The following is a 13,330-nucleotide window of genomic DNA, read 5'->3' on the forward strand; positions in this document are numbered from 1 at the left end:
TTGCTAATTTAAGATATTCTATCTTTTATCATAATTTTCTTTATTTTTTTCTCCAAACGACATGGATATCCTCTATCTTAACTCACAGAAAACTATTTTTTTTGTTCTAGTTTCAAGATAAAATAATGCTAACAACCTAATTATAAGAATTATAGCTACTGACCCACCATAAAAATAGCATTAGAAAAAATCAATTTTCCATTTTCCCAAAAGCTTCTAAACAAAGGATTATCTGCCAAATAAATTACAGCACCTCTTCCTTTTTCTTCTACGCCAAAGACTAAAGAAGTTTCAATATCTTTAAGAGCATTTACCCCTGCAAATCCACTAACCAAATCATTTTTACTGACAATAACACTTACATTTACTCCTTCTGTTAGATACGCAAAATTATTATTCCCTTGACGCAACGTATAATAATGATTATCATATCCAAAACCAAGTGGATATGAATTATCCATTTTTGCTTTAAAAATGCTACCTGTAGTTATATTTGATAATGATTTACGTTCAAGATTATCATAACGTTCTAACACTAATTTTTCTTGTTGTTCTTTTCTTTCTTTCTCTTTTGCTTTTCTTTCGTCATCATCTTTATATTTAGACAATTCAAAAGCATCGCTACTGGCAAAAGTAGACAAAGCTCTATCTATAGCTACAACTCTACCTCCTTTTTGAACCCACGTTTTTAATTCATCTAATTTATTTTTATTGAAAATACTACCATAATAACCGCTAGGTAAAACCAACACGTCATATTGGCTCAAATCAACACGATTAAAATAGTCAGTATCTAAAACAGTTATCGGATAATTAATTTGTTGTTCAAAAAAGTGCCATACTTCTCCAAAACCTAAAGAAGAAACTCCATCTCCAGAGAGAACTACCACTTTTGGAGCTTTTAAATATCGTACTGAACTAGATCCAAAATCTTTTCCTTTAGAAACAAATCCGGATGTAACCCCAATTACTTTTCTATCAAATTTATTAGCAGCATTACTAACTATAACATCAAATTTATTACCTAACTTCTCATTACCTTTTCTGGTAATAATTAATGTTCCAGCTCCATATTCTTTTCCTTCAATAGAAAAAGCTGATGTCGAAAACCTAACTTTTACTTTATTTTGTAACAAGTATGCTAAAAAAGAAGCATCTTCTATACTATTCCACTTGGTTAAATAAGCGTAAGGTTTTTTCACCCCACTTACATTAGGTTCGACCACATTAGTTGATACTTCTTTTAATACTAATGCTTTGGTTAGAGCATACGCTTCTAACCCTCTACTATAAGGAATAGACCAAGCTGTAATATCATACGTAAGAGAGTCTACTAATTTAGTTTGTGGCTCAAACAACGCATTTATAAAGTTAGATTTTGGTTGATTTGTATTTATAACTAAGTCATTTTCTTTAATTCTTACATTTTTTGTACTGTTATTTTTATAATCAAATGCTTTTGCTGAACTGCTAGAACTTGGCGAACCATATTTAATTTGATGCGTGTCTAATAATTTTTTAAGACTATTTATTTTATCTTTTGAATTGTTACTACTTATCACATAACTTTTATATTTTCCTGAAGAATTTTGTGTTGCTTTTTTGAAGTAAGCTATCAATTCTTGTTGTAATTTATCAGCATTAAGAGATGCCATTTCAATGGTTGATAAACCTGTAGTATAGTGATGCTCTATTCTATCTTTTAATGTCAATACATCATCATCGGCAGTTTTTATGCCCAGTCCGGCCCTTCCACTACCACCTTGCTCATAAGTCATACCAATAGCTCCATTATACAGCGGATAAGTATCTCCATAACTTGGGTATAATAAATCAAAAACTTCTTTGGTAAAATACAACCAGCCATTTTTATCAAAATACTTTGCGTGGTTTTTACCTATTTCTACTTGAAAATCACGTTGAAAATCAGTAATAATTTCATGATAAGGTTCAGCTGCTGGTGCAAAATAATAAGGATTATTAATACCTTGTTCGTGAAAATCTACATGAATATGAGGCATCCATTTGTTATATTCTTTTAACCTTGATTGAGTTTCAACTTGAGATGCCCAAGCCCAATCCCTATTTAAATCAAATAAATAATGATTGGCTCTACCACCAGGCCAAGGCTCGTGATGCTCTTTGGAATCAGGATTAATATTAAATGGTTTATTTTGATATTGATTATACCAGTTTACATAACGATCTCGTCCATCAGGGTTTAGACATGGATCGATAATAACAATTGTATTTTCTAACCATTTCTTAATTTCAGAATTAGTTGGATCAACTAAAGCGTACAAGGTTTTCATAGCTGCTTCAGTACTTACAGCTTCATTACCATGAACATTATAACTTAACCAAACAATAGTTACATCTGAATTTCCAATACCTTCTAAAATTCCTATAGATTTTAAATGATTTGTTCTTAAATTTTCTAGTTTAGAAAAGTTTTTAGGAGCTGTAATAAATGCTAAATGTAAGGGGCGATTTTCATAAGTTTCACCATACTTGACCAACTTTACATTGTTATTTTCTGTGGCAATATGATTAAAATAATCGACTACCTGATGATGTCTTGTAAATCTATCTCCGAGTTCATATCCTAAAAATTCTTTTGGAGATTTTGATTGTGAAAAACTATTAATAGAGAATACTAATAGTGTAATAAAAAATAATATATTTTTCATAATTTAATTTTATAGCATCAAATGTATACAATAAATTAAGAAAAAAAATTAGAAAAATTTACAAAAAAACTCTAATCACCTTCTTTTTTCTTTGGCAATCGCTTGGCAGATTTCAATCCTTGTTGAAGTATCCACTCTATCTGACCGTTGGTACTTCGGAATTCATCCGCGGCCCATTTCTCAATAGCCCTAAAAGTTTCTTCATTTATCCGTAATGCAAACGCTTTTTTCTTCGACATAATTCTTTATTACTTATTTACCTACACTTTTTGGGTAATAAATGTTATAATCCCTTCAACTAACTTTTTACTAATTGGTAAATCTGCCTTGGTATAAGTACTTATATTCTCCATTCTATTATCACTCTCTACTTCTTTAAAAACATGATTCATTTTATCAATAATTAATAATTGCGAATTATCATAAGCATTATGCAATAACTCTGCATCGGTTACAGGAACTTGAATATCTTTAGTGCCATTAATTATTAATGCAGGTACATCTAACTTTTTAAGTTCTTCTTGAGGGTTATATTTTATCCAAGAGGCCCAAAAAGGCTGTAATGACTTTCTGAATACAGAAACCAATAGTGGATTAAAATTTTCATCAATTTTTCCTGATTTTATTATCTCAAAAGTCTTTTCCATATCTGCTCTAAACTGCGGAGATTGATTAACTACCTGCTCAATTAATATTTTATCAATCGTACGTCCTGCTCCTGCTAAAGAGATAAATCCATCAATACGTGATTGACCTGCAACCATACCCACCAAACTTCCTTGAGAATGACCTGCTACAATTATTTTAGAATATAGATTTTGTTTTTTAAAATACTTTATTACAGTGATAGCCTCATTTATAAAATCGTCAAAAGAGACATTTTCCTCTTTAAACCCTTCTATTTTGGCTAATGCTATAGAACTTTTATCATAACGATAGGTTGCAACATCTCTCATTACCAACCCCAAGGCTAATTGTTTTAAATAATTACCATCACCACCATTTCTATCAACCATACCAGAGCCTGGAATTATAATAACCAAAGGCATACTTTTGATAGTTTTTGGCATCATTAAAGTTCCATTAACAGAGATGTTTTTAGAAGGAATTTGAAGCTCTCTTTCTATATAATCATCTTTTTGAGAATAGCCTATAAAACTTATAAACAACAACAATATTAAAATTATATTTTTCATTTAATTATTCTTTAATATTTGATTTATAAGTATTAATTACTCTTTTAGCCTCATTTTCTTTTTGCGTACCTATCAATATTTTTTTTCCATTATTGAGTACTATTTGAATCCCTTTATCACCTTTTACTGAATAAGCCACACCACGACCTCTAATATTAAAAATACCGCTCTTAAACCCCCATCCTCCATATTCACTTATCGCCAAATACTTTCTAACATAAATGGCATTAATATCTTTCCAATATAGTATCTTATAGTTTCTATGAAAAGGATAAAACTGATAACCAACCCCTTTTTCGTCTATTTTAGTATTTAGTCGCATCAAGAATATAAATATGGCTGCCAAGAATATTATTAAAAAAGAAATCAAAAATAAAATTCTATCTGTACCTTCGGCTTTTACTTCTTCAAAATTTATTTTTAAAGGAAGTAAAATCCCAATCAAAAAGAGAGCAAAAATAACATAAAGCCACCATTGATTAAATCGTTGTTGTTCTGTAAATACTTTCATTATATGATATTAAAAATAATAGATTTTTAAACTTTCTCAAGTACATTTAACACTCAACTCTACTCACCTATTTTTATCTCTTTCAAAAACTATTCTAGCAGTATGCTCAGCTAAATGACAAACCCTCCATCCAGATTGTGCATATTGATTTAAAGTATCTTCTAACCTTTTATTATTTCCTGTTAAACCTTGCTTCCAATTAATTACTTTGTATTCTTTCATTTACTTTACTTAAAAATTAAACTAATTATTACCAAAATCAGAGCTAGTACTAATGAGGTTACCATTAACTTTTTTCTTTTTTTAGTCATTTTATTATTAATTTAAATAGTTGTAACTATGTTAAAGTTCCTGCATTTACCACAGGAGTTGCGTCTTTATCAGAGCATAATATCACCATTAAATTACTTACCATAGTAGCTTTTCGTTCCTCATCTAAATCAACAATTTCTTTTTTACTTAACTCCTCCAAAGCCATTTCTACCATACTCACAGCACCTTCAACAATTTTATGACGTGCAGCCACTATTGCTGTAGCTTGTTGACGTTTTAACATTGCATTAGCTATCTCTTGAGCATAAGCCAAATAACCTATTCTAGCTTCAAGCACCTCAATACCTGCCATTGCCAAACGTTCAGATAACTCCAACTCAAGAGCCTCACTTACCTCATTTACACTAGCCCGCAATGTAATATCTTCATCTAATCCTTCATCAGCAAAATTATCGTAAGGATATAAACTTGCTAATTTTCGAACCGCAGCGTCACTTTGAACACGAACAAAGTTTTCAAAATTATCAACATCAAAAGCTGCCTTATATGTATCTTGAACTCTCCAAACCAAAATAGTACTTATCATAATAGGATTACCTAGTTTGTCATTCACCTTTACACGTTCACTATCAAAGTTACTTGCTCGTAAAGAAATTCTTTTCTTGGTATAAAACGGATTTGCCCAAAAGAAACCATTCTCCTTTACCGTTCCAATATACTTTCCAAAAAGCAAAAGCACCTTAGAAGTATTTGGATTTACTAGGAAAAATCCAGGAAGCAATAAAACTCCAACAATTATGGATACAATAAACGCCATATCAATACTAGAAAACCCATAAACACCTCCTAGTATTAATAGAGCTACTAAAAACAGCATAAAATATCCGTTACGGACCTTAATAATTTTCTCTTCTTTCATATGTATTTTATTTAATATTGTTTTAAATTTTAAAATGATATCATTTTAATATCGTAAAGATATAAAATATTTTTTAACATTTCCAAATATTATCATTAATATATTTCCTATTTTTGTAAAAAGATTTAGACTTATGAATTCCAAAATATTAGTATTTGTAGCTGCATGGCTTGTGTCCAACTCATTATTTGCTTCATTAAATGAATGGGGCCCAACAGGACATAGAACCACAGGAAAAATAGCAGAAAGTCACCTTAAAAAAAGAGTGCTAAAAAAAATTGATAAATTATTAGATGGACAAAGTTTAGCTTTTGTATCAACTTTTGGCGACGAAATAAAATCTGATAAGAGGTATAATGAATTCTACAGTTGGCATTATATAAATATGCCCTTTGATAAAACATATGAAACCTCTAAAAAAAATCCTAAAGGAGACCTTGTAACTGGAATTAACAAGTGTATTGAAGTTTTAAAAGATAACAATAGTACTAAAGAAGATAAAGCATTTTACCTAAAAATGTTAGTTCATTTAGTAGGAGACTTACATCAACCGATGCACATTGGAAGACCTGAGGATAAAGGTGGAAACACTATTCAAGTACAATGGTTTGGTCGAGGTACAAATTTACATAGAGTTTGGGATAGCGACATGATTAAAGAATGGGGAATGAGTTATTTAGAATTAGCCGATAACGCTGAAGATTTGTCTAAAGCACAAATAAAAGTTATTGAACAAGGAACTGTAATAGATTGGGTAAATGAAGTACACCAAACAACTAAAAAAGTTTATAACTCTGTTAAAGTTGGGGAAAATTTACGTTACCAATACAACTATGACCATTTTAATACTGCAAGACATCAATTACAGTTAGCTGGTATTAGATTAGCAAAACTATTGAATGATATATTTGGATGATAGCTTAGTGCTTATTGACTTACCCTTTAAAATGTAAGTTTAGTTTTTTTAATTTTAGTTATGCGTATTTCGCTTTTCTTCCTTAGACTTTAATAGGTTAGCCACACTACTCTTTTCAATTATGTAAAATTACAAATGCTTATCTCTTATTAAATGCGGATTCAAGTTTTCATAATTTCGACTAACAAAAGCCAAAGCACTATTTAAAATATCTCCCATATTTGTTGCTTTTTTAAATGCAACATCTCCGGTAAGTTCTAACAAGCCACTTTTAAGTTCTTTAACTTTTTCAGGTGTAGACAACACATCTTCGCTCATACAACCTAATACTTCTTTCAACCGAACATCTTCGCTTGCTGCCCTTTTTGCCAAAAGAGACCGCTCTTCCAATTTATACTGATCAATAGACTCTTGATGAAGCAATTCTAAAGTCATTTCTACCAACTTATTATTTTCTTTCAAAAATTGAGGTTTATATACTTTAGGATTGCCTTCAAAACTTTGCTGATCAAAATCAATTGCCCTAATTCTATAAAGTATTCTGTCAAAATCATGTGTTAAAACCATTACATAATTGTAAGAACGCATATCCCCCAGCAAACGCACAAAGCACCTTTCGTTAAATTTCACAAACTCTTTAGCAATAGTTCTTTTATCTTGCTCTGAACACTGATCAAGATGCTTGTCTATAAAAATATCCCCAGGTATACCTGAAATATGCTCTTCAATTAATGTGTCTTTATAAACTAAAAAGTAAATGTAGTTTGGCGATAACAGATGTTCTAATTCTAATCCATAGATACGAGATGCATCGGCTTTTTTAATATAAAAATAAGTATATATATCATTTAAAATATTTCTAACCTTTATCCTAAAAGGCTTTGAATTTCCAAACGTACAAAAATCAATACTATCAACAGTTAAATAAGGAATAAGTGTATCACTTCCATCTGCACATAAAATAGTATATATACGTTTTAAGCTTAGTTCAATTTCTCCACGTTCATGTTCCGCAAAATAAACACTAACCCATAATGTATCATTTCCATCTTCATCAAATATCTCTATTGCTCCTTGAAAGCGTAGCAAATCGTCATAAAAAATAGGAATTTTTATATTTCTACCATGCCTTGTTAAATATGCCGACAACTTATCAGTTATAGGAAAAGCAGGTTTTTTCTTTGACATTAATTTCTGATTCATTTTAACCTTTTAAAATTTTAATAAATATAGTAATTAAAAGCAATTGACACATACTGATACATTAATTAAGCAATGATTATTAACTAATTTTAATTACTTTTATCATATAATTAGATAACAGCTATCATTTTACCATACACAAATCATTACGCCATTTTATAAAATATATTGAATACTTTAGCGTTAAACTCTTAACCCAAAAGATTAAATTAATGAAAATATCGTATTTCATAAAACTCTTATCAGTTCTTTTATTAGTTAGCCTTTCTTACAAAATTCAAGCTCAAGAAAAATCAGGAACACTTCCAGATGGTTTTGTTTATGTTAAAGAAATAATACCTAAACTTAGAACAGATTTACGCTATTACTCCTCTAATAATTTTATTGGAGAACCTATTGATGGTTATAAAAAACCAAAATGTATATTAACAAAAGAAGCCGCTTTAGCATTAAAAAATGTTCAAGAAGAATTTGAAAAATTAGGCTTTGGTTTATTGATTTTTGACGCATATCGTCCACAGCGTGCTGTAAATCAATTTGTAAAATGGGCTCAAGATTCAACTGATACGAGAATGAAGGAACAATTTTACCCTAATCTTGATAAAAAAGATTTATTTAAAGAACAGTATATTGCTGCAAAATCAGGGCATAGTAGAGGAAGTTCTGTAGACTTAACCATTGTATCTTTAAAAACCGGCCACATACTAGACTTAGGTAGCCCTTTTGATTTATTTGATGAAAAATCTGCCACAAATTATAAAAACATCACGAAAAATCAACGATCTATAAGGTTAATGTTGCAACGAAGAATGGTAAAACACGGTTTTAAGCCTCACGAAAAAGAATGGTGGCATTTTACCCTAGCAAATGAACCTTACCCTGATACCTATTTCGATTTTTCAATAGAATAAAAAAACAATCAACCCAAACCCAATAAAAAAAACCGCATTAATACGGTTTTTTTTATTTCTTAATACAACGTTTAATTTAACTTCAAAAGAAAACAAAATTATACGTTAGAAAGATTAAAGGTAACATCAATATTTATTATCCGTTTATTTTATAACCTTTTTATATTTATATGTAGCCTTTTTTAAATTATTTGTCAAATTTTTTAACCAAACAAGTTGATTATATAGCAGATGTGCTTCTTGTAAACCAATTACTTTTTCTTCATTTACATCTAACATACCTGCCTGTATTTCCCTATCTCTTTCATTTGCCAAATTAATATAGTTATCTAATAACTCTTCTTTTGCTTCTTCGATACTCTGTTGGGTAGACAACTCTAACTTTCTATTCTTATCTAAAATATTGGCAGTTTCTTTTAAGGTATTCGTAATATGAACAACAAAAACATCAAATTGATTTTTTATGGAAGTAACTTTATGTTTTTGTATAAAACTACCTAATGATGCAATTGCAGAAACAATGGTATGGTTTAATGTTACAATTTCATAAATAAGTTCAAATTCTTTTTGCTTTGATTTTGGATCTTGCGACATACGTTGAAAGGCAGCATTCAACTCACTCATAGCTAAAAAAGCTTCTTTTCTAGGAATTTTATATTGATTATTAGGTTCAGAACCTGAACCATATAATTTTTGAGTAGCTTTTAAATACTTACTATTCCATTTTATTACTGGTAATATAAATTGATCTAAATTTTTAAATTCCCATAAAGGCCAAAGAACATAATTAACAACAATAGCCAATGCTGCACCTATTAAAGTATCCAACACTCTATACCCAACCACTTCCAAAGCATTTGGTTGTAGTATCGCATAGGCAAAAATAACATGAATAGTTATAAATGCAGCTCCTGTTTTATAACTCTGCTGGATTAACGAAAAAGCAAAAGTCAATGAAAATAATGCTAAAGCTCCATAAATCATAGTGTTTTGAGTCGCAAAAATTATCAACACAGCGACTACAGCACCAATAACGGTTCCAATAATACGATTTTGAGAACGTGCTTTAGTTAGCCCATAATTTGGACGCATAATCACAACTAAAGTCAAAATAATCCAATAAGCATTTTTAATATCTAAAAAATTCCCTAATAAATAAGCAGCAATAATTGTAATGCTTAATCTTAACGCATGCCTAAATATTGTTGATTTAAAACTTAAATGCTCCAATATTAACCCAAATCGATACTCTTGTAAGGTAATAAATTGATTGGCTTCTTTAGGCTTTAATGACAGCTTTGAAGCGTTGCCAACATTTGCCATTACACGCCTAATTGCTCTAACCTGTTCTAACAATTGCCCTTGATAAGTATGGAGATTTCGCAATGTTAACACTCCCTCCCTAGCCTTAGGCAAACCAACCTCTTCTATATAATTATTAATAGCTTTATCTGCCTGAGCATAAACATCTAACAATTTATTTTTTGTTGGTATTTTACCTTTCTTTATCATTACCTCGGAAAGTACAATTAAGTGTTTTCCCATGGTTTCATTAACACTGCTAAAAGCTGATAAATACTTTTTTTGTGTACCAAAAATTGCATCAATTTTTGAGTAATCAACAGTATTTGCCATTGCTAACTCAAAAATATCCACTAACGAAATAAATATAAGTAACCTTTTTTCTTCAAGATGTGAACGCCCTGTATTTTTTCTAGTTAGTAGTAGTGATTCACGTAAGGTTTCATATTTTTCACTTATCTGAGTTTGAAGTTCTAACAATTTTTTAAATAAAACATCATGAGATTCCCTTTCCGTAAATATTCTACCCCTTAGAATAAGATACTCTCCTGTGAGTGCTAAAGTATCTGACAATAACTGATTTTCTTGTTTTCCTGAAGCTAATCTATTGAGCAAAAGAGAAATAGACAAATACCACAATCCTCCAACAGCTAAAAGCCCCATGTGTATAATTATTTCAACTCCATGAAGTTCATTTCTTACAGCTAATGCTAATACGATTGCCAACAACCCCGAAAATGCAATTAATGAACCTCTAAAACCATACACCGCTATCATAGAACTAAAAAAAGACAATAGTGCCAGTGCTACTAACAACAATAAAAAATGAGGTTTTAAAAATAAAACGATACCAGTAATAATTACCGTTAACGCAATACTGATTAGAATACCATTAACTTTACGTTTTAAACTTCCTGGAATATCACTTGGTGCATTTACAAAAATGCCCATTAATACAGGAAGTACAAAATCTAATAAATTAATAGCATAAAACAACACTAAGGGAAGTGCAACAGCTATAGTTAATACAACACCTCTGTAAAAACTAGCCCCTTTAAAAAATAACTCTACCGATTTTAACAATTCTTTTACCATAACTAATCACATCACAAAGATAGTTTATTAACCTAAAGAAAGCTGTATTACATTTACTAGAATATATGCTCAACTAACAAAGTTATAACTTAAAATTAACTACATTTTATAATTCCCTTTTACTTCTTTAACAACTATTCAAAAGAAAAAAATGAACCATAAAAAAACCGTCTTTTAAGTAATACTTAAAAGACGGTTCCCATAAATAATCAATGAAATCTACTTCATAATATCAAAGCTACGTTTAATAAATGCTGTTAAATCTTTACCTTTTAATAAATTTTGAGACAATTTAGCTAAATCTAATGCTTGATTTACATACTCTTCTTTTTTTCCTTTTGCTCTAAGAATTTTTTGCATCAAATCATTATTAGTATTTACAACTAAATTATACATTTCAGGGAAATTACTCATTCCCATCATTCCACCTCCACCAGTTTGACTCATTTCTTTCATTCTTCTCATAAATTCTGGTATAGTGATAACAAAAGGATTTGCATTAGAATCTAAAGCTTCTAATTGTACAGTATACTCTTTTGGAACAACACCTTCTACTATTTCTTTTAATTTAGTTTGCTCTTCTTCAGTCAGTTTAGAAACTTTATCCTCATCTTTTTTAATTAAGTTATCAATAAAATCTGAATCAACCCTAGCAAATTTTATTGGTTGTTTTTCTGCTGACAATTCAGAATTTTCACCTTCTATTTTTTGTATTAAATGAGAAACAATCGGAGAATCTAACAACAACACTTCATATCCTTTTTCTTTAGCTTCTTCAATATAACTGTGTTGTTCATCTGCATTAGTTGCGTATAATAAGACAATATTTTTATCTTTATCTGTCTGAGCAGGTTTTACTTTCTCTATCAATTCGTCAAAAGTAAAATAACTATCATCAACTGTTGGAAACAACGCAAATTTAAATGCTTTTTCATAAAACTTAGGTTCTGACAACATTCCATATTCAATAACAATTTTGATGTCATTCCATTTTTTCTCGAACCCTTCTCTATCATTTTTAAATAAAGATTGTAATTTGTCAGCTACTTTTTTAGTGATGTAACTTGATATCTTTTTTACAGCACCATCTGCTTGCAAATAACTACGAGAAACATTTAAAGGAATGTCTGGAGAATCTATTACACCACGCAACATCTGCAAAAACTCAGGAACAATACCCTCTACATTATCTGTTACAAACACCTGATTTTGATACAATTGTATCCTATCCTTTTGTATATCTATATTGGTAGTTAACTTAGGAAAATATAATATACCTGTTAAATTAAAAGGATAGTCAACATTTAAATGAATATTAAATAGAGGTTCTTCAAATTGCATTGGATACAATTCTCTATAAAAAGAACTATAATCTTCATCCTTTAAATCTGAAGGTTGTTTAGTCCAAGCAGGATTAGGATTATTAATAATATTATCAACTGTTATTTTTTTATGTGGTTCCTTAGTTTCTTTACCATCCTTGTCTTTTATAGTTTTAGGTTCAAACTCAGGATCATCTATTTCTTTAGTACCAAACTTAATTGGAACAGGCATAAACTTGTTGTATTTAACTAACAACTCTCTAATTCTATGTTCTTCTAAAAATTCAGTAGAATCTTCTGCAATATGAAGAATAATTTCTGTTCCTCTATCTTTTTTATCAGCCTCAGTCAATGCGAATTCTGGCGAACCATCACATGTCCAATGAACAGCAGACTCTTCATCCACATAAGATTTTGTAATAATTTCAACTTTTTCTGCAACCATAAAAGCAGAATAAAACCCTAAACCAAAATGACCAATAATTCCAGAATCTTTGGCTGTATCTTTATATTTTTCTAAAAATTCTTCGGCTCCAGAAAAAGCAACTTCATTTATATATTTTTCAACCTCTTCTTTAGACATCCCCACACCCTGATCGATAATATGTAATTTCTTACCTTCTTTATCAATTTTAACTTCAATCTTAGGATCTCCATAATCTACCTTAGCTTCACCAATAGTTGAAAGATGTTTTAACTTTAATGTTGCATCTGTAGCATTTGATATTAACTCTCTTAAGAAAATCTCATGATCTGAATACAAGAATTTTTTAATTAATGGAAATATGTTTTCAACTGAAACATTAATTTTTCCTTTTGCCATAATTTTATGATTTTATGTATTATTCTTACCTTAAATTTCACTAAGAATAACCTGTTAGGTAAGAAACTTGTTAATAATAATTATAATTTAAATAGAACTCCTTTGGTGTAGTCAAAAAAAATACCATTCTCACAAAAATGCCAATTTGTCAGAGAAAACAAATCTTAAT

The 13,330-nt window shown here is 29.8% G+C and carries 11 protein-coding genes; 2 read left to right on the top strand and 9 right to left on the bottom strand.

The window, feature by feature from the left end:
• Positions 1–155 precede the first annotated feature (155 nt).
• From EGM88_RS06760 to EGM88_RS06785, 6 genes are all read right to left on the bottom strand, one after another.
• Positions 156–2,690 carry a M14 family metallopeptidase gene (locus EGM88_RS06760; RefSeq protein ID WP_123897223.1) on the bottom strand — a complete coding sequence of 845 codons (2,535 nt, stop codon included), beginning with the start codon at positions 2,688–2,690 and terminating at the stop codon, positions 156–158.
• A 71-nt stretch (positions 2,691–2,761) separates the two neighbouring features.
• Entirely contained in the window at positions 2,762–2,929 is a 168-nt protein-coding gene (locus EGM88_RS06765; RefSeq protein WP_123897224.1) for an Arc family DNA binding domain-containing protein, read from the bottom strand.
• 21 nt (positions 2,930–2,950) lie between these two features.
• Positions 2,951–3,886 (bottom strand): alpha/beta hydrolase, encoded by a 936-nt coding sequence (locus EGM88_RS06770; RefSeq protein ID WP_123897225.1) that lies wholly within the window; start codon positions 3,884–3,886, stop codon positions 2,951–2,953.
• A gap of 4 nt (positions 3,887–3,890) precedes the next feature.
• On the bottom strand, positions 3,891–4,397 hold the full coding sequence (locus tag EGM88_RS06775; RefSeq protein WP_123897226.1) for a hypothetical protein: 507 nt from the start codon (positions 4,395–4,397) through the stop codon (positions 3,891–3,893).
• A 63-nt stretch (positions 4,398–4,460) separates the two neighbouring features.
• On the bottom strand, positions 4,461–4,619 hold the full coding sequence (locus tag EGM88_RS06780; RefSeq protein WP_123897227.1) for a DUF4177 domain-containing protein: 159 nt from the start codon (positions 4,617–4,619) through the stop codon (positions 4,461–4,463).
• Positions 4,620–4,734: 115 nt separating this feature from the next.
• Complete coding sequence (locus EGM88_RS06785) at positions 4,735–5,589, bottom strand: SPFH domain-containing protein (RefSeq protein ID WP_123897228.1); 855 nt, start codon at positions 5,587–5,589, stop codon at positions 4,735–4,737.
• 133 nt (positions 5,590–5,722) lie between these two features.
• Between EGM88_RS06785 and EGM88_RS06790 the strand changes: the two genes are divergently transcribed.
• Complete coding sequence (locus EGM88_RS06790; RefSeq protein ID WP_123897229.1) at positions 5,723–6,505, top strand: S1/P1 nuclease; 783 nt, start codon at positions 5,723–5,725, stop codon at positions 6,503–6,505.
• Positions 6,506–6,634: 129 nt separating this feature from the next.
• On the opposite strand, the gene EGM88_RS06795 is transcribed toward EGM88_RS06790, so the two are convergent.
• Positions 6,635–7,708, bottom strand: coding sequence for a hypothetical protein (locus EGM88_RS06795; protein WP_123897230.1), 1,074 nt, complete (start codon positions 7,706–7,708; stop codon positions 6,635–6,637).
• 212 nt (positions 7,709–7,920) lie between these two features.
• Here EGM88_RS06795 and EGM88_RS06800 point away from each other — a divergent pair, with 212 nt between their 5' ends.
• The gene (locus tag EGM88_RS06800) at positions 7,921–8,619 is read left to right on the top strand and encodes a M15 family metallopeptidase (RefSeq protein ID WP_123897231.1); all 699 of its coding nucleotides are present in this window, start codon (positions 7,921–7,923) and stop codon (positions 8,617–8,619) included.
• Positions 8,620–8,763: 144 nt separating this feature from the next.
• Here the strand turns inward: EGM88_RS06800 and EGM88_RS06805 are convergent, their stop codons facing one another.
• Entirely contained in the window at positions 8,764–11,016 is a 2,253-nt protein-coding gene (locus EGM88_RS06805) for an FUSC family protein (RefSeq protein ID WP_123897232.1), read from the bottom strand.
• A gap of 219 nt (positions 11,017–11,235) precedes the next feature.
• Complete coding sequence (htpG, locus tag EGM88_RS06810; protein ID WP_123897233.1) at positions 11,236–13,161, bottom strand: molecular chaperone HtpG; 1,926 nt, start codon at positions 13,159–13,161, stop codon at positions 11,236–11,238.
• Between the last annotated feature and the right edge of the window lie 169 nt (positions 13,162–13,330).

It is taken from the genome of Aureibaculum marinum (assembly GCF_003813905.1).
GTDB lineage: Bacteria > Bacteroidota > Bacteroidia > Flavobacteriales > Flavobacteriaceae > Aureibaculum > Aureibaculum marinum.